This window comes from Micromonospora arida (assembly GCF_003857035.1).
In the GTDB taxonomy this organism is placed as follows: Bacteria; Actinomycetota; Actinomycetes; order Mycobacteriales; family Micromonosporaceae; genus Micromonospora; species Micromonospora arida.
The window spans coordinates 1-25,886 of record NZ_QGSY01000133.1 but is presented as its reverse complement, the minus strand read 5'-3'; the positions used below and the strand labels follow the sequence as shown (position 1 = coordinate 25,886).

Here is a 25,886-nt window from a genome sequence, read left to right as displayed (position 1 = left end):
GCTAGGCCCACGACCCAACACCTGCTGGACCCAACTGAGCACGGCGGCGCCGACGGCGGCCTCGGTGTACGCGACGAGTTCCTTGAGTGGTGCCGGCAGCGCGGGGATGAGGACGTTCAACCGGTGGTGCGCTCGGGGGCCGGCGCTCCACAGCACCTCGCGGGTCAGCCCCGCGGCCACGACAAGGCCGAGCAGCAGGGCGTCCGGCACGCCCGGCGGATCCGGCCGGTCCAGCAGGGCCCGTAGCCGGGTGGCCGGCCAGGCCACCGCGTTGAGGTCGATCGGCAGGTAACTGACCGTGGTACGAAGCAGCCGGCGACTCTCCTGGCGGCGCAGCACCCCGGCGCGGGCCAACCGCTCCCCCACCGAGGTCGTGGCGCTCTGCGCCAGGAAGCTCAGCCAGGTGCGCAGCTCCCGGTGCTGGGACTCACCGACCAACTGGTCCAGCACGGTGTGCGCCAGGGCATCGGCCGGCGGACGCCGGTCGATGACGGAGATCTGCCCGGCCGTGACGGTGATGTGTCCATAAAGGATCAGCTCGCCGAGGAGCCCGCCGGCCAGCCCGAGCCCGGTCGCCGCCGGGTGCAGTTTGGCCTTGCCGCGACTGTCGTTGTGTGCGATCAGGAAGAACTCGTCGGCGATGAGCAACGGCCCTCCCGCACAGATGTGTCCACAGTGATCGCGACCGGGAAAGAATGCACCGACAGCTACTGCAACGCAACTCCCAGATTTGAAAGTTGCACTCCGTGCATATGCGACCTGCGGATCTTGTCGTGGCAGACTCGGACGGTGACCGCCACTCCCGCCATCCGACCCGCCGCCAGCCCGACCGTGCGGCGACGCCGCATCGCCCGGGAACTCCGTCAACTGCGGGAACGCGCGGGCATGACCCTCGATGTGGCCGCCCGTCAGCTCGACATGTCGAAGAGCAACCTCTCCCGGATCGAGACCGCACAGATCGGCATCAAACCGCGCGATGTCCGGGCCGCTCTCGCGCTGTACCAGGTGACCGGTTCGGATGCCGAGGCGCTGATCGAGATCGCCCGGGGGGCACAGCAGCGCGGCTGGTGGCAGAACTACAGCGACGTACTCCCCGAGTGGTTCGAGTTCTACGTCGGGCTGGAGGCCGAGGCGGCGGCGCTGCGCACGTACGAGGCCGAGTCTGTGCCCGGGCTGCTGCAGACCGAGGCGTACGCCCGGGAGATATTCCGGCGTACCGCCGGCGAGGACGGTCTGGAGCGCAAGGTCGCCGCCCGACTGCGCCGGCAGGAGGTGCTGCGCCGTGAGGACCCGGTCGATCTGTCAGTGATCCTCAACGAGGCGGTGCTCCTGCGCCCGGTCGGCGGCGCCGCGGTGATGGCCGAACAACTGGTCCACATGAGCCGGATCGCGCAACTACCCAACGTGACGATTCAGGTACTTCCATTCGCGGCTGGCGGGCATCCGGCCATGAGCACCCCGTACGTGATCCTCAACTTCGCCGACGCCGCCGACGCGTCCGTGGTTTACCTGGATAACCTCACGATGGGACTGGCTCTGGAGGAAGCCGATCATGTGCTCGGGTATAGCCTTCTGCACGAGGAGCTGTGCCGGATGGCGCTCGATCCGACGGCGTCGTTGACCCGTCTTGAGCATGCTTCTCGTAACTTTGCGTGACCGCTTCTGCGGCACGCCGACGCAGACGAGAGGTACCGCGGATGACGGCGTACGACCTGACCCGAGCGGACTGGCGCACCAGCACGCGCAGCAGCGGCAACGGCAACTGCGTGGAGGTCGCGACAGCCGACGGTCAGGTCGCCGTCCGGGACAGCAAGGACCGCTCCGGCCCGGTGCTCGCCTTCGGTGCGGCGGCCTGGCGGGCCTTCGTGCTCGGCGTCGGCGAGGTCCGTCGCTCCTGACGCACCCGTCCCGGTGCGAGACTGGGCCGTGCTCTCCGACGTAACCCTTGACCTGCCGGTCCGTCCGGTGCTGCCGGCGCTGGTCGCCGCACTCGACGCGGCCGGCGCCGGTGTGCTGGTGGCCCCGCCGGGCACCGGCAAGACCACCCTCGCGCCGCTGGCCGTGGCCGACCGGGTGACCGGTCGGGTGGTGATCGCCCAACCCCGCCGGGTGGCGGCGCGTGCCGCTGCCCGACGCATGGCCGAGTTGCTCGGCGAGCGGGTCGGTGAGCGGGTCGGCTACGCGGTACGCGGCGAGCGCCGGGTCGGCCCGGCCACCCGGATCGAGGTGGTCACCACCGGTCTGCTGGTCCGCCGGCTGCACCACGACCCGGAGCTTCCCGGCACGGGTGCCGTGCTGCTCGACGAGTGCCACGAACGTCAACTCGACGCCGACCTCGCGCTGGCCTTCACCGTGGAGGCGCGCGCCACCCTCCGGCCGGATCTGTGGCTGCTGGCGATGTCGGCGACCCCGGACACCGACCGGTTCGCCGCGCTGCTGGGTGGGCCCGCCCCGGCCCCGGTGGTACGGGCCGACTCGGCGTTGCACCCGGTAGAGCGGATCTGGGTGCCCCCGGCGCGCCCGATCGCCCCGCCCGGGGCCGGGCCGGTTGACCGGGCCCTGCTCGACCACGTGGCCGCCACCGTCCGGCGGGCGCTGCGCGAGCACGACGGCGACGTGCTCGTCTTCCTGCCCGGGGCCGGCGAGATCGCGGCGGTCACCGGCAGGCTGGCCGACCTGCGAGACGCGGTCGCGCTGCTGCCGCTGCACGGCCGTCAACGCGGCGCCGAGCAGGACGCCGCACTGCGTCGCGCGGACCGACGGCGGGTGGTGCTGGCCACCGCGCTGGCCGAGACCAGTCTGACCGTCCCGGGTGTGCGGATCGTGGTGGACGCCGGGCTGTCCCGGGTGCCGCGGATCGACCTGGCCCGCGGGCTGGGCGCGCTGGTCACGGTGCCGGTCTCCCGCGCCGCCGCCACCCAGCGGGCCGGCCGGGCCGGCCGGGAGGCCCCCGGGTACGTCTACCGCTGCTGGTCGGCGGCGACCCACGAGCGGCTGCCCGCCCGCGCCGAGCCGGAGATCGCCACCGCCGACCTGACCGGCTTCGCGTTGGAGCTTTCCGCCTGGGGCCGACCGGACGGCGTCGGGCTCGCGTTGCCCGACGCGCCGCCGGCCGCCGCGATGACGGTGGCCCGGGACACCCTGGAGACCCTGGGCGCGGTCGACATCGACGGTCGGATCACGGCGCGGGGACGGTCGATCGCCGCCGCCGGGGCACACCCACGGCTGGCCCGGGCGCTGCTCGACGGTGCCGGCCGGGTCGGCGCCGACCGGGCCGCCGAGGTGGTCGCCCTGCTCGCCGAGGAGAGCGCGGCCGGCCCCGGTGACGATCTGGTGGCCGGTTGGCGTCGGCTGCGCACCGGCGTGGACGCGGGCGCGACCGCCCGTTGGCGCACCGAGGTACGCCGGCTGCGGGCCGCGCTGCCTGCCGGTGCCCCGAAGGGCCGCGCCGACGCCACCGGCCGCACCGGCTCGGGTGGACTGAGCGACGATCTCGCCGCCGGGCTGCTCGTCGGTCTGGCGTACCCGGAACGGTTGGCACGGGTGCGGCGGCCGGGCGGTTCGGCGTACCTGATGACCGGCGGGACCGCCGCGGAGCTTGCGGCCGGCTCAGGGCTGGCCGGGTCCGACTGGCTGGCGGTGGCGGTCGCGGACCGCACCCCCGGCGCGCCGTCGGCCCGCATCCGCCGGGCCTCCCCGGTGGACGAGGCGACGGCCCGGGAGGCGGCCGGCCCGTTGCTACGCACGGGCCGCGAGGTCGGCTGGTCCGACGGGGACGTGGTGGCCCGGGAGGTGACCCGGCTGGGCGCGATCGAGCTGGTCCAACGGCGGCTGGACCGGCCGGACCGGGCGGAGGTGGCCACAGCGCTGCTGACCGGCCTGCGCCAGGACGGGCTGGGGCTGTTGCCCTGGACGCCGGCGGCTCGGGCGCTGCGCGAACGGCTCGCGTTCCTCCGGCACCACCTGGGCGAGCCGTGGCCGGAGGTCGACGACGACTCGTTGCTCGACGCCGCGCCGACCTGGCTGGGCCCGGAGCTGGCCGCCGCGCGACGCCGGGCCGACCTGGCGCGGGTGGACGTGCCGTCGGCGCTGCGTCGGCTGCTGCCCTGGGCGCAGGCCGCCCGCCTCGACGAGCTGGCCCCGGAGCGGATCGAGGTGCCGAGTGGTTCTCGGATCCGGCTGGACTACGGCGACCCGGCCGCGCCAGTGCTCGCCGTAAAGCTCCAGGAGACGTTCGGCTGGCCGGCGGCCCCCCGCATCGCCGACGGTCGGGTGCCGGTGCTGCTGCACATGCTCTCCCCCGCCGGCCGCCCGGTGGCGGTCACCGCCGACCTGGCGTCGTTCTGGCGTACCGGCTATCCGCAGGTCCGCTCCGAGCTGCGCGGGCGCTATCCCCGGCACCCGTGGCCGGAGGATCCGGGAACGGCGACACCCACCCGGCACGCCACGCCACGTCGGCGCTGAGCGCCGGTCTACTCCTCGACGACGTCGGCCACCACGACTGTGACGTTGTCCGGCGCGCCGGCGTGCAGGGCCAGGTCGATCAGCTTGGCTGCGCAGGCGTCCCGGTCCGGATAGTCGCTGAGCACCTCGGTGAGGGTGTCCGGACGGACCACGTTGGAGAGGCCGTCGCTGCACAGCAGCCACCGGTCCCCGGCCCGGGGCACCATGGTCGCGTACGACGGGGAGACCTCGTCACCCTGCAACGCCTGGGTGACCACGGCTCGGCGCGGGTGGCTGCTGGCCTGGTCCGCGGTGATCACGCCCTGATCCACCAGCATCTGGACGAACGTGTCGTCCCGGGTGACCTGCTTGAGCACGCCCTCGCGGAACAGGTAGGCCCGGGAGTCGCCGACGTGCGCGAGTGCCAGGCAGCTGCCGGTACGGGCGAAGAGCAGGGCGGTCAGTGTGGTGCCCATGCCCTGGCGCTCGGGATCCTCGGCGACCGCCTGTCGGATCCGGGAGGTGGCCAGTGCGATGCCACCTTCGAGCGCAGCCACCAGGGCGTCCTCGGGTGTCTCCACGTCCAGCGGGGCGACCGCGTCGATGGTGAGGGCGCTGGCCAGGTCGCCGGCGGCCATTCCGCCCATGCCGTCGGCGACGGCGACGAGCCAGGTGCCGGCGTGCAGGGCGTCCTGGTTTCCGCTGCGGATCAGCCCACGGTCGCTCGTTCCGACGGAACGCAGCTTCAGGGTCATGGGAGGCAGCCTGCCAGGCGAAGGGCGCAGTTGTCTCTAGGAGATCAGGACGACGGCGCGTGGCGCGGCCAATCTCACGTCCGGGTGGCGGCGCGTCGGGGGGCGCCGCTCGGGCTGACCGCCCTCGTCGGATGCTGAAACCCATCCAACCAGATCAATTGACATGGCGTACCGGCACTGGAAACATCGAGCCGATACCTGGGAGCGCTCCCAGCTTCCCCTTCGCATCACAGTGCCACCACCAACGTCCCACTTTCCGTCCCGGAAGGACTCCCCGTGACGCCATCCCGACGCCGCCTCCTGTTGGCTGCGGCGACCACTCTGGCCCTCACCGGCGCGGGCGCCGGCGCGGCCCACGCCGACCCACCACCGGACGCTCCCGAGCAGATCGACAACGGCGACTTCAGCGCCGGGGTGAGCCCCTGGTTCTCCTTCGGCACCGGTGCGCTGGCCGTGACCGACGGCCAGCTCTGCACCACCGTCGCGGGCGGGCTGGCCAACCCGTGGGACGCCGGCATCGGCCAGGACGGCGTGCCGCTGATCGCCGGCGCCGAATACACCCTCGGCTTCGCGGTCTCCGCCACTCCCGGCGCCGCGGTCAAGGCCGTGTTGCAGCTCGGCAGCGCCCCGTACACCACGTACGCGGCCGTGGACGCCACCGCCACCGCCACCCTCCAGCGGGTCGAGCAGACCTTCACCGTCCCGGACGACAACCCCAACGCCCAACTGATCTTCCAGGTCGGCGGTTCCGCCCAGGCGCAGACCATCTGCCTTGACGACGTCTCGCTGCGCGGCGGCGAGCCGCCCGAGCCGTACGTGCCGGACACCGGGCCGAGGGTGCGCGTCAACCAGGTCGGCTACCTGCCCGGTGGCCCGAAGAACGCCACTGTCGTCACCGAGGCCACCGCGGCGCTGCCCTGGCAGCTGCGCAGCGCCGCCGGCGCCGTCGTGGCCAGTGGCACCACCACCGCCCGCGGTGTCGACGCCGCCTCCGGGCAGAACGTGCAGACTGTCGACTTCTCCGGCTACCGCACCCCTGGCACCGGGCTCACGCTCACCGTCGACGGTGAGACCAGCCACCCGTTCGACATCTCCGGTGCCCTCTACGACCAACTGCGCTCCGACTCGTTGCAGTTCTTCTACGCCCAGCGCAGCGGCATCGCCATCGACGGTGACCTGATCGGCGACGAGTACGCCCGGCCCGCCGGTCACCTCGGCGTCGCACCCAACCAGGGCGACACCAACGTGCCCTGCCAGCCGGGTGTCTGCGACTACTCCCTCGACGTGCGCGGCGGTTGGTACGACGCCGGCGACCACGGCAAGTACGTGGTCAACGGCGGCATCGCCACCTACCAGTTGCTGAACACCTTCGAGCGGACCAAGACGGCGGCCACCGCCAACGGCGGCGCCGAACTCGCCGACAGCACGCTGCGGTTGCCCGAGCGCGGCAACGCCGTGCCGGACATCCTCGACGAGGCCCGTTGGGAGCTGGAGTTCCTGCTGCGCATGCAGGTGCCCGCCGGCAAGCCGCTCGCCGGCATGGTCCACCACAAGATCCACGATCAGAACTGGACCGGACTGCCCCTCTCCCCGCAGGACGACCCGCAGCCTCGCGAGCTGCACCCGCCGTCGACTGCGGCCACCCTCAACATGGCCGCCACCGCCGCCCAGTGCGCCCGGCTCTTCGCCCCCTACGACGCGGCGTTCGCGACCCGCTGCGGCACCGCTGCGAAGACCGCCTACGCCGCGGCCAAGGCCCACCCGGCGGTGTACGCCAGCCCGACCGACGGCACCGGCGGCGGCGCGTACGACGACAGCAACGTCACCGACGAGTTCTACTGGGCGGCGGCCGAGCTGTACCTGACCACCGGGGCGCAGAACTACCTGGCCGACCTGACCGCCTCGCCGCACCACACCGGGAACGTGTTCGACGCACGGGGCTTCGGCTGGCAGAGCGTGGCCGCGCTGGGCCGCCTCGACCTGGCCACCGTGCCGAACGGGCTACCCGCCGCCGACCTGGCCCGGGTTCGCGCCTCGGTCACCGCCGCCGCCGACACGTACCTCGCCGAGCTGCGCCGGCAGGCGTACGGGCTGCCGATGCCCGGCGACGCCAACAGCTACTTCTGGGGCGGCAACAGCAACGTCATCAACAACGCCGTGGTGCTGGCCACCGCGTTCGACCTGACCCGCAACCCCGTCTATCGCGACGGCGCCGTGCAGGCCATGGACTACATCCTCGGTCGCAACGCCCTGAACATCTCCTACGTCACCGGGTGGGGCGAGCACGCCGCGCAGAACCAGCACAGCCGGATCTTCGGCCACCAGCTCGACCCGAGCCTGCCCCGACCGCCCGCCGGTTCCCTCGCCGGTGGCCCGAACGCGGCCCTCCAGGATCCGTTCGTGGCGCAACTGCTGGCCGGTTGCGAGCCGATGTTCTGCTACGTCGACGACATCAACTCGTACTCGACCAACGAGGTGGCGATCAACTGGAACTCGGCGCTGACCTGGATCTCCTCGTTCCTGGCCGACCAGGGTGACGCCGGCGCGGTGCCGGCCACCACCTGCACGGCGCGCTACACCAACTACGGCGCCTGGCAGGGCGGCACCGGGTTCACCGGGCAGCTGACCATCCAGAACACGGGCACCGCGGCCATCAACGGCTGGAGCGTGCGCTTCGCGTTCACCGGTGACCAGCGGGTACGCGAGGCGTGGCTGGCGAAGGTCGCCCAGTCCGGCGCGACGGTGACCGCGCGCAACGAGTCGTACAACGCCAAGATCGCACCCGGCGGCACTGTGACGTTCGGCTTCAACGCGACGACAGGCGGCGGCGCCAACCCGAGCCCCGGCCTGGTCACGGTCAACGGAGCGCCCTGCTCGCTGACCTGACCGACGTCCCGGTGGCCGCCCTTCCGCAGGCGGTCACCGGGGCCGCACGATCAGCGCGGCCGGCGGGTCAACCGCCGGCCGCGTTGTGCTTCGCCACCAGGCTCGGGAGTTCGTCCAGCGAGTCGATCCGGAACAGGCACCGCCCGGCCACTGTGGAGGGATCGAGGATGTGCCCCCACGGACCGCGTCGGATCAGGCACGTCTTCATGCCCGCCTCCAGGGCCGGGCGCACGTCGTTGTCAGGCCGGTCGCCGACGTACAGGATCGACGACGCGACACCACCGCCCGCGGCGACGACCCGCTCGAAGAACACCGGCGACGGCTTCGCTACACCCCACCCGTGCGACGTGCCGATCACGTCCACCGGAAGGTCGAGAGCGCGCAGGGTCGCCTCGGCATGAGCTGGCTGGTTACCGGCCAGGCCCACGAACAGGCCCTGGTCCTTCAAGGACTCCAGGCACTCCCGCGCGTCCGGGTAGAGATCCTCCTCGGCGAACGACTCCGGCTGGCCGGCAGCCGCCCGACGCTCCAGCTCAAGGGTGAGATCGAAGTCGGGCCGGAAGACCCGGAACGTCTCCTGATAGTCCAGACCCCGGGCGATCACCGCACCGAAGACCGCCGAGAAGGTGTGCCGGGGCACGCCGAGCCAGTCGGCCCAGGCAGCGAACTCGTGGGACTCGTCGAGAATCGTCCCACCCACATCGAAGATGACCGTGTCAATCATGCCCGTCCCCCGTTGACGCGCGATCCGTCGGTGAAGCATAGACGGGGGTACGCACGACCGGCGGGCTTCCATGATCAGCTGTTGGTGGGTGGCCGGAACACCGGCGGCGGTGTGTCGCTCCGCAGGACAGTTCAGGGGCGCGGGCGGGGTGCCTGCGGCTGGCGCTGTCGAGCTGATGACGTGAACGAATCACCGGGCACGCGGCAAAACCGATGGATCGGACGCGCCGAGTGAGCCATCGTGACGCCATGGATGGCGACGATCTGGCTGGCGACGATCTGGATGGCGACGATCTGGCTGGCGGTGGTCTGGCTGGCGCGGAGCGTCGAGTGTGGGCGGCGATGCCGCCGGGGTCCCGCAGTGCATTGTCGGGGCTGTCCAACGCAGACCTACGCAGTCTGCTGTTGAGCGTGGCCCGCGACCGGGCGGAGACCGCGCGCCCATCCGAGGTGCTACGACGGTGGCGCGAGGACCGCTTCGTCCGCCCGGCCCGCGCCGATCCGCGCGTGCTCGCGCGGGTGGAGGCCCGGATGTGGCAACTGCTGCCCGCCGACGTCGCCGGGGTGGAGCTGTCGCCGGTCGTACCGGTCGGCACCTGCGCGGCGGTCGCACCGGTCAGCCAGAACAGGATCGTCACCACGATGCGTGCCAGCGAGGTGCTGAGCGATCCCACCAACGCCCTCGCCATCGAGGCGGCCCTACGTCGCCGCCGACAGAGCGAGGTCCACCTGGCCGCTGCCCATCGGGTGCTGCGGGCGCAGGACTTCGGCGGCGACGCGTCGGCGCACTTCCGGCTCTTCGCCCTGGTGTCCAGCGTCCGGGACACCGGCTCGGGCGACACGCAGGCACGGCTGCTGGTCCGACACCTCACCTACTGGCGGACCGTTCTCGCCGAGCTGGCACCGGCCGCCGCGCCTCAGCTGCACGTCACCACCTTCGACGATGAGGCCGTCCGGGAGCGGCTGGCCGACACCGTCCGACCGGCACTCGCCGCAGGTGTGGTGCCGCTCTTGGACGAACCGGAGCGGTCTCGCGGTCGCGGCTACTACACGGGCTGCGCCCTGCGGATCACCGTCCTGGACGGCAGCCTGGAGATCGGCGACGGCGGCCTCACCGACTGGACCGCCCGGCTGAGCGGTGACGCGAAGGAACGCTGCCTCGTCTCCTGCCTCGCCACCGAACGCCTCGTCGACTCCATCAGCCGCTGAACCGGGCCTGACGACGACCGCCTCGCCCACCGTCCGAGTGGCCACTCATCGCCGCTGCCGGAAGCAACCGAACGTGGCCTGCCAACCGAGCCCGAAAGTGTCGTACGCCTGTTCTATTCTCGATCCATGTTGGAGGGGTTGGCGCACGCGGAGGCGGCGGTCGTCGACTGCCTCGACGCGTCGACGTGGGCTCTTCCGCAGCACGACCTCGTCGCGGCACTCGACGCCGCTCACCGACTCGAGCAACGTCTGGCCGCGGTCAAGCTGACCCTCGTGCGGGAGCTGGACGGTCGAGGCACCGCGACCGCGCAGGGCGCGTCCTCGACGGCGGTGTGGCTGCGGGACCGGCTGCGGCTCAGCGTCTCCGCCGCTCGCCGGCTGGTCGATCTCGCCGGCGCGTTGGACGCGGGAGCGCCAGGCGTGCGGGCTGCTCTTGCCGGCGGGGATATCAGCGTGGAGCAGGCCCGGGTCATCGGCGACACGGTCAGCACGGTGCGCACGTCCGCCGGCGCCGAGGCGGCCGGGAAGGCGGTCGCCGTTCTGGTCGAGTGGGCCGGGCAGTTCGAACCGACCTTGCTGCGCAAGCTGGGCACCCGCATCCTCGATCACGTCGCCCCGGAGGTCGCCGAATCCGCCGCCCGGGCGGCGCTGGAGGCCGAGGCCCGCCGAGCCAGCCGGGATCGCCATGTCACCCTGTCCGAGCTGTCGGACGGCCGGCTGCGGCTGTCCGGCAGCCTGGACGCTGAGGCGGCCGGCCTGCTATGCGCCGCGATCGACCCCCTGACCGCGCCGTCCGGTCCGGACGATCCGCGTTCTCCCGGGCAACGCCGGCACGACGCGCTCGCCGACCTCTGCCGGCTTGCACTGCGAACCGGCGAGCTGCCCGAGCACGGCGGCGACCCCGCCCAGCTCGTCGTCACCACAAGCTTCGAGACGTTGGCCCGGCAGCTCGACGCCGGCACTCTCGACACCGACCTTCGGCTCACCCCGGAGACGGTTCGCCGGCTCGCCTGCGACGCGGCGATCCTCCCCGCCGTCCTCGGCGGCACCGGTCAGACGCTCGACGTGGGCAGGCAGCGGCGGCTCGTCACCGGCCCTCTCCGCCGCGCCCTGGTCCTGCGCGACCGCGGCTGCGCGTTCCCGGGCTGCGACCGCCCGCCCCGCTGGTGCGACGCCCACCACATCCACCACTGGGCCGACGGCGGCAGCACCAGCCTGACCAACGCCGTGCTGCTCTGCGCCCACCATCACCGACATGTCCACCGTGGCGAGTGGACCGTCCGGCTCGGTGGCGACGGTCGGCCCGAATTCGTCCCGCCAGCCTGGCTCGATCCCGACCGGCTCCCCCGCCGCAACCACTACCACCGGCGAACGTGACCCATTATTGATCCGACCCCGGCAAACAGGCCTGCGCCGCCGAACAAGCCTGCGTCGCCGAAATGCCGACCCCGGCAAACAAGCCGACGCCGCCGAGCCAACGTGCGTCGCCGGAAGGGACGACCCCGGCGAACAAGTTTGCGCCACCGAACAAGCCTGCGCCGCCGAACAGGCGCAGCGCGCGAGCAGATCAAGAACCGGCAGGCGACCCGGAGGCGGGCTGTGACGGGCACCGCACTGCGCGGGGCATCGATGAGCAGGCGCCAGCTCTAGGGTCGGTGAATGGGCACCACGGCGGAGGTTCGCGGCCGCTGGCGGTCGCTGTCGCCGCTGCCACCGCCCGGTCGGCTGCGCACCCTGTCGCTGGCCACCCTCGCCAACACGGTCGGCACCGGGCTGTGGGTGACGGGTGCGGCGCTCTTCCTCACCCGCACCGTGGGGCTGACCCCGACCGAGGTGGGGCTCGGGCTCACTCTCGCCGGCCTGGTCGGGCTCACTGCCAGCGTGCCGCTCGGCGGGCTCGCCGACCGACGTGACCCCCGGAGCCTGCGCGCCGTCCTGCAACTGGCGCAGGCGGTTGTCGCCGCCGCGTACCTGTTGGTCGGTTCTTTCCCGGCCTTTCTGCTGGTGGCCACACTGGACGCTCTGCTGATCTCCGGCAACCTCGCCGTCCGCGCCGCGCTGGTAGCGGCGGTGGGCGGCCCCGAGGGCCGGGTGCACGCCTTCGCCACCCTGCGCGCGGTGGCCAACCTGGGTGTGGCGCTCGGTGCGGGGCTGGCCGCGTTCGCGCTGGTGGCGGACACCGGGTGGGCGTACCGACTGTTGGTGCTCGGCAACGTCGCCACCTATCTCGTCTCGGCGGCGCTGATCATGCGGCTCCCGGCGTACCCGCCGGCCCGGCGACCCCTGAGGCAGAGAGCCGGCCGGGCGTTGCGCGACGGGCCGTTCCTCGCGGTCGCCGGCGCCTCGGCGGTGCTCTCCGTGCACCAGGTGGCGTTGACGCTGGTGCTGCCGCTGTGGGTGGTGGCGCACACCGATGCGCCTCCGGTGACGGTCTCCGCCCTCCTGCTGATCAACACGCTGCTCACCGTGCTGCTCGCCGTACGACTCAGCGGGAGCGCCCGGCACGCGGCACCGGCGGCGGCGACGATGCGCCGGGCGGGGTTGGTGCTCGCGGCCGGGATGCTGCTCTGGGCCGCGACCGCCGTCGTGCCCACCGCAGCGGCGGTCGGCCTGCTGCTGGCCGCGACGGTGATCTACACCCTGGGCGACCTGTGGCACGCCGGGGCTGGGGCGGCGCTGGCCTACGACCTCGCCGCCCCGGACGCCCTCGGCGCCTACCAGGGGGTCGACGGACTGCTCGCCGGGCTGGTCCGCGCGGCCGGCCCGGCCCTGCTGACCTGGTTGATCATCGACGGCGGCCCGGTCGGCTGGGTGGCGCTGGCGGGGTTGCTCGCGCTCACCGGCCTCGCCGTGCCGCCCCTCACCCGACGGGCCCTGGCCAACCACGCCGAACGCGCTGACCGCAGCGACCGCGCCGACCGGTCACCGCACCCGGGCTGACCGTCAGCCGATCTCCTCGTCGACGAAGCACCAGCGCCAGGCCTCACCCGGCTGCGCCGAGCGGATCACCGGGTGGCCGGTGGACGCGAAGTGCTTGCTCGCGTGCTGGTTCGGCGACGAGTCACAGCAGCCGACCTGCCCGCAGCTCAGGCAGGTGCGCAGGTGCACCCAGTACGTGTCGCCGATGGCGACGCAGTCCGCGCACTCGTCGGGGGTACGCGGCTCGACGGCACCGGCCTCGGTCAGGTGCTCACAGCTCACTTCTCAACCTCTCGCAGCAACGACTCTTCCAGGTCCAGGTCACGGTAGGCCCGCACCAGGACTTCCTCAGGAATCCGGCCGGAGTCCCGGGCCGCCCGGAACACATCCCGCTCGGCGTCGATCATCTCCTGCCGCAGCCGACCGTACGCCTGCGACGGGGTCTCCCGCTCGTCGCCGCCGAGTCGTTCCCACGCCATGTTGGTGCGGTCCTCCACCGCTCGGCGCAGCCGGTCCACCACGGCATCCGGTGCGCTGTCGGCCAACTCGCCGAGGCGGTCCTGGGCGGCCTTGCTGGCCTGCTGCTGCACGGCGGCGGCGGAGAGCGCGTCCTGCACCGGGTCGTCCTGCGGCAGCTTCAACCGCCGGGCGACCAGCGGCAGGGTGGCGCCTTGGCCGACCAGGGTGAAAACGATCACGGCGAAGGCCAGCCAGATCAACAACGCCCTGGGGTACGACTCGTCGCCGGCCAGGGTCAGCGGCAGGGCCAGCGCGGCGGCCAGGGTCACCACGCCCCGCATGCCGGCCCAGCCGATGATGATCGGGATCTTCGGTGACGGCCGGGCGTCCCGGCGGCGGACCCGGGGGACCAACCGGGCCAGGTAGGTGGCCGGGAAGAGCCAGAGGAACCGGGTCAGGAAGACGGTGCCGAGCACCGCGAAGGTGATCAGGACGAGCGAGCCGATCGGCTCGTCGAGATCGTGCAGTACCTCCCGCAGTTGCAGCCCGACCAGCAGGAAGACCAGGCCCTCCAGCAGGAAACGGACCAGCCGCCAGAACGCGCCGATCTGCAGCCGGGACGCCGCCGACAGCAGCTGGGGCAGCTTGTGCCCGAGCACCAGACCGGTGACGACCACCGCGACCACCCCGGAGGCGTGCAGGTGTTCGGCGGTGAACACCACCGCGAACGGGATGATCAACGACAGCGCGTTGTCCAGCAGCGGGTCGGTGATCCGCCGGTGCAGGAAGCCGAACACCAGCGCCCCGAGCGCCCCGATCAGGATGCCGCCGCCGGTGGACCGCAGCACCTCGATGGCGATCTTGTCGGCGCCGACGGTCGAGCCGACGGTGGCCATCGTCGCGACCCGCAGCAGCACCAGCGCGGTCGCGTCGTTGACCAGGCTCTCGCCCTCCAGGATGGTGACGACCCGGCGGGGCAGCCCGACCCGACGGGCGACGGCGGTGGCGGCCACGGCGTCCGGTGGGGCGACCACCGCGCCGAGGGCAAGACAGATAGCGAACGGCAGCTGCGGCAACAGCAGGTGCAACACCAACCCGACCACGAACGCGGTGAACAACACCAGGCCGACCGCGAGCAGCAGGATCGGCCGGATGTTGTTCTTGAACGCCGGCACCGAGGTCTCCAGCGCGGCCACGTAGAGCAGCGGCGGCAGGATGCCGACCAGCACCAACTCCGGGTCGAGTTCGATCTGCGGGAAGCCTGGCACGAACGAGAGCGCCAGGCCGAGGACGACCAGCACGATCGGCGCGAGCAGACCGAGCCGGCGGGCCAACGCGGCGCCCAGCGTGGCGATCGCCAGGAAGACGACGACCGGAAACAGGCTTTCCATGGGGTACGAGCCTAGGGGTACGCCTGTTCGGCTTCGATCAGCCGCCCGGGCGCAGCTTCGGCAGCACCTCCGCCCCGAACGCGTCGATGAAACCGCGCTGCTCCTGCCCGACGTGGTGCAGGGCGACCTGGTCGAAGCCGAGCTGCGCGTACTCCTCCAGCCAGCCGACGTGCCGCCCCAGGTCGGCCGACACGTTCACCACCTCGGCGACCCGCTGCGCCGGCACGTCGGCGGAGACCACGTCGAAGTGTTCGACGGTCTCCAGGTCCCAGCAGACCGGCGGGGCGAAGACGTTGCTGCGCCACTGGTCGTACGCGAGCGCCTCGGCCTGGGCCTGCTCCGGCGCCCAGGAGACGTGCACCTGGAGGTGCAGCGGCCCACGTCCGCCCGCGTCCCGGTACGCGTCGATCATCTCGCGCAGGTGCGCCACCGGGGCGTTCACGGTGATCAGCCCGTCCGCCCATTCGGCGCACCAGCGGGCGGTGGCCACGCTGACGGCGGCGCCGACCAGCGCGGGCGGCTGCTCGGGGCGGGTCCACAGCCGGGCCCGATCCACCCGGACCAGGCCGTCGTGGCTGACCTCCTCGCCGGCCAACAGGGCCCGGATCACGTCCACGCACTCGCGCAGCCGGGCGGTGCGTACGTCCTTGCGCGGCCACGGGTCGCCGGTGATGTGCTCGTTGCTGGCTTCGCCGGTGCCCAGGGCCGCCCAGAACCGGCCCGGGTACATCGCGCCGAGGGTGCCGATCGCCTGCGCGATGATCGCCGGGTGGTACCGCTGACCGGGCGCGTTGACCACGCCGAACGGCATGCCGGTGGCCTGCAACGCCGAGCCGAGCCAGGACCAGGCGAAGCCGGACTCGCCCTGCCGGGCGCTCCACGGCGAGAAGTGGTCGGAGCACATGGCGGCGTCGAAGCCGGCCCGCTCGGCGTGGATCACCGCCTCCAACAGGGCGCGTGGACCGATCTGCTCATGCGAGGCGTGAAATCCGTACGACGTCATGGGCACACTTCCTACCCACGACGGCACCGGCTGACGCGTGCCGCGACCCGAACTACTCGGCGTGTGCGCCGGCGCCGGCCGAGGGGGCGCCCTCTCCCACCCAGACCGTCTTGGTGTTGCAGAACTCCCGCATGCCCAGCGCCGACAGCTCCCGCCCGTACCCGGAGTTCTTCACACCACCGAACGGCAGTTCCGGGTACGAGGTGGTCATTCCGTTGATGAAGACGTTGCCGGCGTCCAGGTCGGTGGCGAAGCGCTCCTGCTCGGCCCGGTCCCGGGTCCAGGCGTTCGAGCCGAGCCCGAAGCTGGTGCCGTTGGCGACCTCGATGGCCTCCTCGTACGACGAGACCCGGAACAGGCCGGCCACCGGGCCGAAGACCTCCTCGGACCACATCCGCATCTGCGGGGTGAGGTCGGTGACCACGGTCGGCGGGTAGAACCAGCCGTCGCCGCTCGGCGGCTCGCCGCCGCAGAGCACTGTCGCGCCGTTGTCGACCGCGTCGCGGACCTGGGCGTGCACCTCGTCGCGGCCACGCTCGCTGGCCAGCGGCCCGACGTCGGTGTTCGGGTCCATCGGGTCGCCGACGCGCAGCGCGGCCATGTTGGCGGCGAACTTCTCGGCGAAGGCGTCGAACACGTCGGTGTGCACGATGAACCGCTTCGCCGCGATGCAGGACTGGCCGTTGTTCTGGCAGCGGGCGGTGGTGGCGACCTCGGCCGCCCGATCCACGTCGGCCGAGGGCATCACCACGAAGGGGTCGCTGCCGCCGAGTTCGAGGACGGTCTTCTTCAGCTCCCGCCCGGCGATCTGCGCGATGGACCGGCCGGCGGGCTCGCTGCCGGTGAGCGTCGCGGCGCGTACCCGGGGGTCGCTGAGGATGTGGTCGACGGCCTCCGAGTCGACCAGCACGGTGGTGAAGGCCCCCTCGGGGAAGCCTGCTCGCCGGAACACGTCCTCCAGCAGCAGCGCGGTCTGCGGCACGTTCGAGGCGTGCTTGAGCAGGCCGGTGTTGCCGGCCATCAGCGCCGGGGCGGCGAAGCGCATCACCTGCCAGAGCGGGAAGTTCCACGGCATCACCGCGAGCACCACGCCGATCGGCTGGTAGCGGATGAACGCCCGGGTGGCCTTCACGGCGTCGGCGTCGGCGGGCTCGTCGGCGAGGAACGCGGGGGCCTTGTCGGCGTAGAAGCGGGCGGCGCTGGCGCACTTGGTCACCTCGGCCTGCGCCGCGACGTACGTCTTGCCCATCTCCGTGGTCATGATCCGGGCGATCTCGTCGCGCTCGGCGTCCAGCAGGTCGGCCGCGGCGTTCATCCACTGGGCGCGCTGGCCGACGGTCGTCGCCCGCAGCTGGTGGAACGCGAGGTCGGTGCGCTCGATGGCGTCGTCGAGTTGCTCGGTGGACATCGCCTCGTAGGTCTTGAGCACCTGTCCGGTGGCGGGGTTGGTGGTGGCGATGTGGGGCATTCCGTCCTCCTGTCACTCGAACAACGAGTGTCGTACGCCCGGCTCCTCGCGACGGCGGGCGGCGCGGCGGCGCTGGATCACGACCAGGTCGACCACGGCGACCACGGCGAAGATCCCGCAGAGTACGCCGAGCCAGGCGATGCCGGCCCAGAACGCCAGCACCGCGAAGAGCACCATGATCACCAGCCCGAAGCTGGCGAGGGTGAGCCGAAGGTTCAACGCGCTGTTCGCGTGGCCGACCGTGCCACGGGCGCGCCGGGGCTGCGATCTCGTCATACCCACCGATCTACCCCCGATCGGCCGGATTAACCGGTACCGCGCGCGCCCGCACACCCGCACCCGCCGGTGTGCTCCGGCACATCCGTTCGCGCCGCGGCCTCGTCGACCGCAGGATGGGCGCATGTCAATGACCCTCGCCGTACCGGTGACCGTCTCCATCGCCCGCCGCGTCGATCCCGGCCGGGCCAGCGAGATGGTGGCCTGGATGCGGGCCGGCACCGCGCTGGCCGAGGCGTTCCCCGGCTTCCTCGGCGCCGGCTGGGTGCAGAGCGGCCCCGGTTCGCCGGAGTGGCACATGCTCTACCGCTTCGCCGACGCCGAGACGCTGCGCCGGTGGGAGGAGTCGCCGCAGCGGCACTGGTGGCTCAGCTCGGCGCAGGGCATCGTCGAGCACACGCGGGTCGAGCGGCGTACCGGAATCGAGGGTTGGTTCGACAGGCCGCTGGAGCACTCGGTGGACCCGGTGGAGCCGGCCCCGCCCGCATCGCCTCCCCGCTGGAAGCAGGCGGTGACGATCTGGCTGGCGTTCTTCCCCCTGAGCCTGACCGCCACTCTGCTGACGAGCCGCTTTCTCGATGCGGTGCCGCTGGCGGCCCGGGTGCTGCTGATGACGCTCTGCCTGACCCCGCTGATGACCTATCTGGTGCTGCCCCGGATCACCCGGGCGTTGCACTGGTGGCTGCACGGTCAGCGGGCACCGTGGCGGGACGCATAGCACCCCTACGGCTTCCGCGTCGGCACTCTGCCGCATACCCGACAGCAACTTCCCGGCAAACCACATCCTGCGCATAGAGTTACCGCGCTGTCGCTCTGTGCTGCGGGAACGGGAGACGTCATGCCTCGACGCTGGGTCGCCGCACTGGCCTGTCTCGCGGCGCTGGTCGCCCTGGCCTGCGAGGGCGGCAACTCCGCGACACCCCGCCCCACCACGAGCGCCAGACCGTCGAGCGGGCCCGGCGGCATCGCCGCCCTCGGCGACTCGATCAGCACCGGCTTCGCCTCCTGCCTGGTGCTCACCTCCTGCGAGCGCAACTCCTGGTCGACCGGGGACGGGCTGCGGGTGCAGAGCCACTACCGGCGGTTGCTCGAACAGAACCCGACGATCCGCGGCCGGACGTACAACCATGCCCGTCCCGGCGCTCGCGCGGACGCCCTGGAGGGTCAGGCCCAGGCGGCGGTACGCGACCGCGCCGACTACGTCACAGTGCTGATCGGCGCCAACGACATCTGCCGGGGCGGGGTGGACGCGATGACGCCGGTGGCGCAGTTCCGAGCCGACGTCGACCGGGGGCTGCGGGTTCTGCGGACCGGCCGGCCGAAGGCCCGGGTGCTGGTGGTGAGCATCCCGGACCTCTACCGGCTCTGGGAGGTCGGGCACGACGACGCCCGGGCGACCCGCGCGTGGCGGCGGGGCATCTGCCCGGCCCTGCTGGCCGAGGCGACCTCGACCGCACCGGCCGACCGGGCGCGCCGGGCCGCCGTCCGGGACCGGATCGACGCGTACAACGCCGAGTTGAAGGCGGCCTGCCGGGCGTACGGAGCACGGTGCCGGCACGACGGCGGCGCGTTGCACAAGGTCCGGTTCACCCTGGACCTGCTCAACCCGCTGGACTGGTTCCACCCCAACGCCACCGGCCAGGGCCGCATCGCCGAGGTGACCTGGCGCTCCTCCGGCCTGGCCAGCTGAACGACCCCGGACGGGCCGTCAGGGTTGGCGCGGCTCCGGGACGGCGTTGCCGCGGGAGCCGTAGAGGGCCCGGGACCGCTGGGCGAGGTCCTTCGTGGCCGACGAGTTGGCCCAGGTGCCGAGCACGATGGCCGCACCGGGGACGATCTTGGCGACCATCCGCTTCGCGGCCCGGACGCCGGCCATCTGGGCCAGCCGGATGCCGAGTTGCAGCATGACCCGACCGAGCGGACGCTGGCCGCCCAGGCCGAAGAGCGCGTCGGCGCGTTCCCGGCCGGCGGCCACGCCGAGCGCCAGCCGGGCGCTCTCGGCGACCTTGTGCACCCGCTGGAGCACCAGCAGGTCGGTGGCCCGGTCATTGTGCAGGGGGTCGACGTCGTACGCGGCGGCGATGTGCAGCACCATCCGCGCCTGGGTCCAGGCCAGCACGCCCACGTCGATCACGGCGCCGGGCAGCCCGGCCGCGCCGGAGACTGCGCCGGACAGTCGGGCCAGGTTGACGAACTTGCGGGCCGCCTGGTCGGCCAGGACGTCGGCGGAAACCCCGGGCTGTTCGGCCCGGGCACGGGCGGCCCACTGCACGGCTTCCGGCCCGAGGCGGCGCACCGCCTCCAGGGCAAGGTGCTCCGGCGCGTACTGCGGGTCGTCCCGCATCCGGTCCCAGAGCCGGGCCGGCGGGCCCTCGGGGGCGTCCACCGGCCCGGCCGGCAGGTCGACGGACGGCTGCGGAGTAGGGGCGGCGGGCTGGCCGCCGATGGGCGGGGTGTCGGTCACCAGGTCTCCCCAGGGGTGGAAACGGTGGACAGGGCGGCCGATGGAGCGGTCAGCGGCGGCGGTTGGACAGCCGAGCCGCCAACCCCTTCAACTTCTGCTGGTTGCCCGGCTTGGCCATCTCTCGACGACCTCGCTCGACCAACTGCTGCCCCTTCGGCGATCTCAGGAATGTGGTGATCCGCTGCATCAGTGACATGGCGTCCTCCTGTCGATGGTCCCGCAGTCATGTGTACCCCGAACCCGCAACACATGTACCCGGGATGCGACAGCCTCAACCCTGACCGTCCATAGTGGGCGGTAGGTTACCGCCCCGCCGGAACGATGGCGTCAACGACCCTGGTGGCCCGCCACTCGTGCTGCTGGTAGTGCTCGGGGTACGCGGAGACCTGCACCGCCTGGGCGGCGTCGGTGAGCCGCATCCGCTGCCAGCCGGGCACCTGCTCCAGCGCGCTGAGGAACTGCCGGGTGGCGAACTCGGGGTCCATCAGCCGCCCCACCGGGCCCCAGCCGCTGCTGGAGCGCTGTTGGAACAACCCGACCGAGTCGTGGTCCCAGCCGACGCCCTGGTGCGGATAGTCCTGCGACTCGGGCAGCACGCCGCTGGCCACGTTGTAGAGATTGCTCTCCTGCATGGCGGTGGCCACCGCGATCACCAGACCCCGGCGCGGCACACCCATCTTGCGGCCGGTACTGACGATCGCCTCGGCGTTCTCCATCTGGTCCTCGTCCAGCCCGGCGACGGGCGCCGGGTCGGTCGGGCGAGCCGGGGCGACCTTACGGGCCGGCGCGCTGGTGTCCGGGTCGGCAGGGCTCGCCGCGGGGGACTGGGCGGCGGCGGAGGCGCTCGGGGCAGCCGTGCGGTCGAGGGAACGGGAGGCGCGCTGCTGCTCGGCCCGCTGCGCCAGCTCGGAGCTGGAGAGCGATCCGCTCCGGGTCGCCGCGTCGGCGTCCTCGTTCCGAACCTGGACGACGGCGGTCAGACCGAGGCAGCACACCACACCGGTGGCCAGCGCCACCTGTGCCCGGCGTCGACCGGTCAGGTCCCGGGCGTACGCCCGGAGTCGACTCGCGGTGGTTGTCCGTTCGGTTGAGGTGCCATCCTCCGTATCGGCAGTGGGCCTGCTCGGGGCGTACGGGTCGTCGAGGGTGCCGTCGTCACGCATCAACCGAGGCTAGGCAGGTGGAAACCCTGATCACGCACGGTGATCACGTGGCGCTCGACACAGATCGGAGGCGTACTGGTGGACGACCTGGGCGGGGTGACCCGCCCGGGGAACGGACCTCGCGTACCGGATGAAGCTGGCGCCGCACGCGGACCGGCACGGGCCCGGACAGGACCCAACATTCCACCCCCGAGCCTCACATGATCGACAAACTCGGCCTTTGGGCCGAACCGCCCCTCGGCCGATCGGCCACGAGGCTCGGCCTGGTGGCGTAAACAGCCGATTAGTCCGGTCACGCCCACCACCCGGCCAACGGATCGCCCGACGCAGGAATGCACCAGGATGGCGGGTACGTTGCCCGAACGGGTGCCCTTCGTCGCGAGGCGCACCCCGCAGGCACATTTCAGGGAGGTCCGCACCGGTGCTCGACCCACACGAGCTCTACCAGCTCACCGACGATCTGCCCGACCTCGGGCAGCCGGTCCTGATCCAGGCCCTCACCGGGTTCGTGGACGCCGGAAACGCCAGCCGACTGGCGCGTGAGCAGCTACTCACCTCGCTGGAGGGTCGGCCGATCGCCACGTTCGACGTCGACCAGCTCTTCGACTACCGATCGCGACGACCGGTGATGACATTCGTCGAGGACCACTGGGAGAGCGTCGACGCGCCCAAGCTGGAGCTGCACCTGCTGCAGGACGACGACGAGACCCCGTTCCTGCTGCTCACCGGCCCCGAACCGGACCTGCAGTGGGAGCGTTTCGTGGCCGCCGTGGCCGGGCTCGCCGCCCGGCTGGACGTCCGACTCACAGTGGGGCTCAACTCGATCCCGATGGCGGTCCCGCACACCCGACCGACCGGGGTGACCGCACACGCCACCCGCCCCGAACTGATCGCCGGCTACGAGCCCTGGCTGCAACGCGTCCAGGTGCCCGGCAGCGTCGGTCACCTGCTGGAGTTCCGCCTCGGCGAGCAGGGCCGCGACGCGCTGGGCTTCGCCGCCCACGTGCCGCACTACGTGGCGCAGACCGAATACCCGGCAGCCGCCGAGGTGTTGCTCACCTCGGTGTCGCGCAGCACCGGGCTGCTGCTGCCCGGCGACGGGCTGCGCTCGGCCGCCGAGGTCGTCCGGGTGGAGATCGACCGGCAGGTCGCGCAGACCGAGGACGCCGCGGCCCTGGTCCAGGCCCTGGAGGAGCAGTACGACGCGTTCGCCCGAGGTCGGGGCGAGAAGAGCCTGCTCGCCCCGGATGCCGGCCCACTGCCCACGGCCGACGAACTCGGCGCCGAACTGGAACGGTTCCTGGCCGAACAGACCCGTCCCGGCGACACCCCGGGCAGCTGACCCGGCGTCGCGGCGGCGGATGCGGCAGGCTGGGGGTATGCGCCTGGCGACCTGGAACGTCAACTCGGTGAAGGCCCGCCTACCCCGGCTGCTGGAGTGGCTGGCCGACACCGGGCCGGACGTCGTCTGCCTGCAGGAGACCAAATGCCCGGACGGCGCCTTCCCGGTGACCGAGGTGGGCGCGCTGGGCTACACCGTGGCCAGCCACAGCGACGGCCGGTGGAACGGGGTGGCCATCCTGTCCCGGGTCGGGCTGGGCGACGTCCGGGTCGGGTTCGCCGGTGAACCCGGCTTTCCCGAACCGGAGGCCCGGGCCATCTCCGCCACCTGCGACGGGGTGCGGGTCTGGTCGGTGTACGTGCCCAACGGCCGGACGCCGGACGACCCGCACTACGCGTACAAGTTGGCCTGGTTCGCGGCGCTGCGCGACGCGCTGGACGCGGAGCTGGCCGGCGGGTTGCCGCTGGCGGTCTGCGGCGACTTCAACGTCGCCCCGACCGACGCCGACGTCTGGGACCCGGCGGTCTTCACCCACTCCACCCACGTCACCCCGGCCGAGCGGGCAGCCCTCGCGGCGCTGCGCGACCTGGGCCTCAGTGACGTCGTGCCCACCCCGATGAAGGGCCCGCACCCCTTCACCTACTGGGACTACCGGGCCGGCATGTTCCACCAGAACAAGGGCATGAGAATCGACCTGGTGTACGCGTCCGCGCCGTTCGCCCGAGCGGTCCGCTCCGCGTACGTGGATCGAGAGGCCCGCAAGGGCAAGGGCCCCTCCGACCACGCGCCGATCGTGGTCGACGCGGACCTGGTGCCCGCGGTCGAGACGTTCTGAGTGGCTAGGGTGGGCAGATGGCAGTCGTGAAGATCAACGCAATCGACGTCCCGCCCGGTGGCGGCGCGGAGCTGGAGAAGCGGTTCGCCGCGCGGGCCGGAGCGGTGGAGAACTCCCCCGGCTTCCTCGGCTTCGAACTCCTCCGCCCGGTGGCCGGCGAGACCCGCTACTTCGTCTACACGAAGTGGGAGAGCGAAGAAGCGTTCCAGGCGTGGGCCGCCGGCCCCTCGCGCGCCGCCCACGCCACCGCTCCCGGCGACAAGCCCCGTCCACCGGTCTCCACCGGCGCCAGCCTGCTGGAGTTCGAGGTGGCGCTGCATGTCCCCCAGCCCTAGCCACCTACCTGCGGGCAACGGCCCGGTTTGACAGTCGAGGTCATGCGACGACCGGCCGGTGACGCCAGGCGGCGATCGCCGAGGTTCACCGCAGCGGTCGCGACCCGCCTCACGGAATGAGGAGGGCCTTGCCCGGGATCGCGCGCGCCTCCATCGCGCGGTGAGCTTCAGCCGCGGAGGACAGTGGGTACTCGCGTGCGATCACCGGGCGGATCCGCCCTTGCACCGCCTCGGTCAGGGCCCTGCTCGCGAGCTGCACCATCTCCGGTGCCTCGAACTGAACGTCCGCGATGCCGTACAGATCGATGCCGCGCGCCTGTGCACTCTGTAGGTCGGTCTTGGCGAAGTCGCCACTCGCCGCCCCATGGGCCGAGACCCGCCCGCCGTCGGCGACCAGAGGAAAGGCGTCGCTGCCCAGATCTCCCCCGACGCCGTCCAGCAGCACATCGACAGACATACCGCCAAGGGCTTCGCGTACCGCGTCGGTCCATCCATCACCGGAGTAGTCGACGACAGCGTCGGCGCCGAGCCGTCGTACCAGTGTGAGCTTGTCAGCGCCACGGGCCGCTCCCACGACCTGCGCACCGAGACGGTGTGCGAGCTGAACGAGCAGCGTTCCCATGCCGCCCGCAGCCCCCAGGATCAGCACCCGGTCGCCCGGCTTGACGCCGACGCCGTCGATGATGCCCATGGCGGTCACGCCGTCGTGTGCGAGACCAGCCGCTTCCCGCAGGCCCAGGCCGTCGGGGACCGGCACCAGTCGGTCGACGCCGGCCCGAACCAGTTCAGCGTATGAACCCCGCGTTCCGGCACCCGCAACGACCTGGCGGCCGAGCCAGGACGCAGAGACACCCGGACCGGTGGAAACAACCGTTCCCGCCGCTGCGCCGCCCGGTACGTACGGCGGGGTAACACCGAACATCTCACCCCAGCCACCGCGGATCTGAGTTTCCAGGTAGATCGTGTCCACGGCCTCGGCCCGAACGATGACCTCCCCCTCCCCGGCTTGCGGATCGGGTAGGTCCACCGGGATCAGAACCTCCGGACCCCCGTACCGAGAAACCTGAATCGCCCGCACGCATGTCTCCGATCAGCACGGTCCGACGGTTCGGTTCCGCCTCGACACCTCGTGTCAACGACGCTAGGACTTAAATATTGGTTGAAGTCAAGCGGGAGGTTGGGAGACCGATGGCGGAGTTCACGGGGACGTCGGAACCGCGCCGCCATACCCTCAGATGCACTCAGGCCCGCACCACGGCCGAATCGCGCCGGACCGGCTGTCTCCGTTGATAGCGTCGAGGCGGCCCGAGCGGTAGCTGGCCCGGCGCCCCCGCCGACTTGATCCACTCGGGTTCAATGAAACCGGGGTGTCCTGGTCGGCCGATAGCGCGACTTCAATGATCCCGAGTCGATCAACGGCCGCGACCGAGGACCGGCCGACCGGACAGGCCGACGAGCAGGCGAGCGGACGGCCCCGCCGGCCTGGCCGGGGTCGGCCTCAGGACTTGCGGGAGGACTGGAGGGTGGCGAAGGCGATGACATTGTCGGCGTAGCCGGTACGGCCCCCGATGAACTGCCCACCACAGGTGATCAACCGCAGCCCGGGTGGCCCGTCGTGGCCGTAGATCCGCTCGGCGGGCAACTGGTCCTTCGGGAAGTGTTCGACGGTGTCGATTCGGAACACCACCACCGACTCGTCCGCCCGGGCCACCTCGATCAGGTCGCCGGGGTGCAGCTTGGCCAGGTCGTAGAAGACCGACGGGCCGGTCTTCGTGTCCACGTGCCCGACGATCACCGCAGGGCCAGGCTCACCGGGGGTGGGCCCCCGGTCGTACCAGCCGGTCTCGTTGTGCCGCTCCAACGGCGGTACGGCGATCGAGCCGTCCCGTGCCTGCCCGACGGGTGCCACCGGCGCGGCCACCTTGATCGCCGGCACCGAGAGGCGCACCGGGCGACTGGCCGACAACCCGACCGATTCGCTGCGGGCCGGCCGGTCGCCGCCGGTCGGGGCCAGGTCGAAGGGGCCGACCGAACGGCCCAGCCCGGCCCCGGTGGCGAAGACCCCGGCCAACACCAACACCACGGCCAACGGTACGGACCAGGGGCTGCGACCCGAGGGACGACTACGCCGGGGGGCAACGGCGGTCGGCGGACGCGCGGCCACCGACCGCCGTTGCCCCCCGGCGTAGTCGTCCCTCGGGTCGCAGCCCCTGGT

At 72.2% G+C, this 25,886-nt stretch carries 25 protein-coding genes; 12 read left to right on the top strand and 13 right to left on the bottom strand.

Annotation, left to right across the window (positions count from 1 at the left end):
- Positions 1-648 (bottom strand): GOLPH3/VPS74 family protein (locus DLJ58_RS07800; RefSeq protein WP_148097982.1); only part of this gene is annotated, 648 nt, incomplete at its 3' end.
- Positions 649-831: 183 nt separating this feature from the next.
- On the opposite strand from DLJ58_RS07800, the gene DLJ58_RS07795 reads away from it, so the two are divergent.
- Genes DLJ58_RS07795 through hrpB form a run of 3 tightly spaced genes read left to right on the top strand, consistent with a single transcriptional unit; the run spans position 832 to position 4,464 of the window.
- The gene (locus tag DLJ58_RS07795; RefSeq protein ID WP_279635848.1) at positions 832-1,656 is read left to right on the top strand and encodes a helix-turn-helix domain-containing protein; all 825 of its coding nucleotides are present in this window, start codon (positions 832-834) and stop codon (positions 1,654-1,656) included.
- A gap of 41 nt (positions 1,657-1,697) precedes the next feature.
- The gene (locus tag DLJ58_RS07790) at positions 1,698-1,898 is read left to right on the top strand and encodes a DUF397 domain-containing protein (RefSeq protein ID WP_124854527.1); all 201 of its coding nucleotides are present in this window, start codon (positions 1,698-1,700) and stop codon (positions 1,896-1,898) included.
- A gap of 28 nt (positions 1,899-1,926) precedes the next feature.
- Complete coding sequence (gene hrpB / locus DLJ58_RS07785) at positions 1,927-4,464, top strand: ATP-dependent helicase HrpB (protein ID WP_124854526.1); 2,538 nt, start codon at positions 1,927-1,929, stop codon at positions 4,462-4,464.
- 8 nt (positions 4,465-4,472) lie between these two features.
- Here hrpB and DLJ58_RS07780 read toward each other — a convergent pair whose 3' ends face one another.
- A complete protein-coding gene (locus tag DLJ58_RS07780) occupies positions 4,473-5,198 on the bottom strand; it encodes a PP2C family protein-serine/threonine phosphatase (protein ID WP_124854525.1) in 726 nt (241 codons plus the stop codon).
- 276 nt (positions 5,199-5,474) lie between these two features.
- On the opposite strand from DLJ58_RS07780, the gene DLJ58_RS07775 reads away from it, so the two are divergent.
- Positions 5,475-8,084 carry a glycoside hydrolase family 9 protein gene (locus tag DLJ58_RS07775; protein WP_124854524.1) on the top strand — a complete coding sequence of 870 codons (2,610 nt, stop codon included), beginning with the start codon at positions 5,475-5,477 and terminating at the stop codon, positions 8,082-8,084.
- Positions 8,085-8,151: 67 nt separating this feature from the next.
- Here the strand turns inward: DLJ58_RS07775 and DLJ58_RS07770 are convergent, their stop codons facing one another.
- The gene (locus tag DLJ58_RS07770; protein WP_124854523.1) at positions 8,152-8,808 is read right to left on the bottom strand and encodes an HAD family hydrolase; all 657 of its coding nucleotides are present in this window, start codon (positions 8,806-8,808) and stop codon (positions 8,152-8,154) included.
- A gap of 248 nt (positions 8,809-9,056) precedes the next feature.
- Between DLJ58_RS07770 and DLJ58_RS07765 the strand changes: the two genes are divergently transcribed.
- From DLJ58_RS07765 to DLJ58_RS07755, 3 genes are all read left to right on the top strand, one after another.
- Positions 9,057-10,016, top strand: a complete 960-nt coding sequence (locus DLJ58_RS07765; RefSeq protein WP_208740921.1) for a hypothetical protein — start codon at positions 9,057-9,059, stop codon at positions 10,014-10,016.
- A gap of 126 nt (positions 10,017-10,142) precedes the next feature.
- Entirely contained in the window at positions 10,143-11,393 is a 1,251-nt protein-coding gene (locus DLJ58_RS07760) for an HNH endonuclease signature motif containing protein (RefSeq protein ID WP_124854522.1), read from the top strand.
- Between the two features lie 282 nt (positions 11,394-11,675).
- Positions 11,676-12,956 carry an MFS transporter gene (locus tag DLJ58_RS07755; RefSeq protein WP_124854521.1) on the top strand — a complete coding sequence of 427 codons (1,281 nt, stop codon included), beginning with the start codon at positions 11,676-11,678 and terminating at the stop codon, positions 12,954-12,956.
- A 3-nt stretch (positions 12,957-12,959) separates the two neighbouring features.
- On the opposite strand, the gene DLJ58_RS07750 is transcribed toward DLJ58_RS07755, so the two are convergent.
- The 5 genes from DLJ58_RS07750 to DLJ58_RS07730 are packed head-to-tail and all read right to left on the bottom strand — an operon-like array spanning position 12,960 to position 17,532.
- Positions 12,960-13,217 carry a UBP-type zinc finger domain-containing protein gene (locus DLJ58_RS07750; protein ID WP_124854520.1) on the bottom strand — a complete coding sequence of 86 codons (258 nt, stop codon included), beginning with the start codon at positions 13,215-13,217 and terminating at the stop codon, positions 12,960-12,962.
- Positions 13,214-14,785 carry a Na+/H+ antiporter gene (locus DLJ58_RS07745; RefSeq protein ID WP_124854519.1) on the bottom strand — a complete coding sequence of 524 codons (1,572 nt, stop codon included), beginning with the start codon at positions 14,783-14,785 and terminating at the stop codon, positions 13,214-13,216. Before DLJ58_RS07745 ends, DLJ58_RS07750 begins: the two co-directional genes overlap by 4 nt.
- A 37-nt stretch (positions 14,786-14,822) precedes the next feature.
- Complete coding sequence (locus DLJ58_RS07740) at positions 14,823-15,788, bottom strand: TIGR03885 family FMN-dependent LLM class oxidoreductase (protein WP_124854518.1); 966 nt, start codon at positions 15,786-15,788, stop codon at positions 14,823-14,825.
- 52 nt (positions 15,789-15,840) lie between these two features.
- Positions 15,841-17,256, bottom strand: coding sequence for an NADP-dependent succinic semialdehyde dehydrogenase (locus tag DLJ58_RS07735; protein ID WP_124854517.1), 1,416 nt, complete (start codon positions 17,254-17,256; stop codon positions 15,841-15,843).
- 12 nt (positions 17,257-17,268) lie between these two features.
- On the bottom strand, positions 17,269-17,532 hold the full coding sequence (locus DLJ58_RS07730) for a DUF6343 family protein (protein WP_124854528.1): 264 nt from the start codon (positions 17,530-17,532) through the stop codon (positions 17,269-17,271).
- A 124-nt stretch (positions 17,533-17,656) separates the two neighbouring features.
- Here DLJ58_RS07730 and DLJ58_RS07725 point away from each other — a divergent pair, with 124 nt between their 5' ends.
- The gene (locus tag DLJ58_RS07725; protein ID WP_112584652.1) at positions 17,657-18,250 is read left to right on the top strand and encodes an antibiotic biosynthesis monooxygenase; all 594 of its coding nucleotides are present in this window, start codon (positions 17,657-17,659) and stop codon (positions 18,248-18,250) included.
- 120 nt (positions 18,251-18,370) lie between these two features.
- Entirely contained in the window at positions 18,371-19,222 is an 852-nt protein-coding gene (locus DLJ58_RS07720; RefSeq protein WP_124854516.1) for a GDSL-type esterase/lipase family protein, read from the top strand.
- Between the two features lie 18 nt (positions 19,223-19,240).
- On the opposite strand, the gene DLJ58_RS07715 is transcribed toward DLJ58_RS07720, so the two are convergent.
- The 3 genes from DLJ58_RS07715 to DLJ58_RS07710 form a co-directional block, all read right to left on the bottom strand.
- Positions 19,241-19,996: an EcsC family protein gene (locus DLJ58_RS07715; RefSeq protein WP_124854515.1), complete on the bottom strand. Its 756-nt coding sequence runs from the start codon at positions 19,994-19,996 to the stop codon at positions 19,241-19,243.
- Between the two features lie 49 nt (positions 19,997-20,045).
- On the bottom strand, positions 20,046-20,192 hold the full coding sequence (locus DLJ58_RS34050) for a hypothetical protein (RefSeq protein ID WP_167457721.1): 147 nt from the start codon (positions 20,190-20,192) through the stop codon (positions 20,046-20,048).
- A 106-nt stretch (positions 20,193-20,298) separates the two neighbouring features.
- Positions 20,299-21,159 (bottom strand): peptidase M23, encoded by an 861-nt coding sequence (locus DLJ58_RS07710; protein WP_124854514.1) that lies wholly within the window; start codon positions 21,157-21,159, stop codon positions 20,299-20,301.
- A 421-nt stretch (positions 21,160-21,580) separates the two neighbouring features.
- Here DLJ58_RS07710 and DLJ58_RS07705 point away from each other — a divergent pair, with 421 nt between their 5' ends.
- The 3 genes from DLJ58_RS07705 to DLJ58_RS07695 are packed head-to-tail and all read left to right on the top strand — an operon-like array spanning position 21,581 to position 23,671.
- Positions 21,581-22,501 carry a proteasome assembly chaperone family protein gene (locus DLJ58_RS07705; protein ID WP_091401570.1) on the top strand — a complete coding sequence of 307 codons (921 nt, stop codon included), beginning with the start codon at positions 21,581-21,583 and terminating at the stop codon, positions 22,499-22,501.
- Between the two features lie 37 nt (positions 22,502-22,538).
- Positions 22,539-23,336 (top strand): exodeoxyribonuclease III, encoded by a 798-nt coding sequence (locus tag DLJ58_RS07700; RefSeq protein ID WP_124854513.1) that lies wholly within the window; start codon positions 22,539-22,541, stop codon positions 23,334-23,336.
- Positions 23,337-23,353: 17 nt separating this feature from the next.
- Positions 23,354-23,671, top strand: a complete 318-nt coding sequence (locus DLJ58_RS07695) for an antibiotic biosynthesis monooxygenase family protein (protein ID WP_124854512.1) — start codon at positions 23,354-23,356, stop codon at positions 23,669-23,671.
- Positions 23,672-23,780: 109 nt separating this feature from the next.
- Here DLJ58_RS07695 and DLJ58_RS07690 read toward each other — a convergent pair whose 3' ends face one another.
- Both DLJ58_RS07690 and DLJ58_RS07685 read right to left on the bottom strand, forming a co-directional pair.
- Positions 23,781-24,749: a zinc-binding dehydrogenase gene (locus DLJ58_RS07690; RefSeq protein WP_124854511.1), complete on the bottom strand. Its 969-nt coding sequence runs from the start codon at positions 24,747-24,749 to the stop codon at positions 23,781-23,783.
- Between the two features lie 420 nt (positions 24,750-25,169).
- Entirely contained in the window at positions 25,170-25,835 is a 666-nt protein-coding gene (locus tag DLJ58_RS07685) for a class F sortase (RefSeq protein WP_124854510.1), read from the bottom strand.
- Between the last annotated feature and the right edge of the window lie 51 nt (positions 25,836-25,886).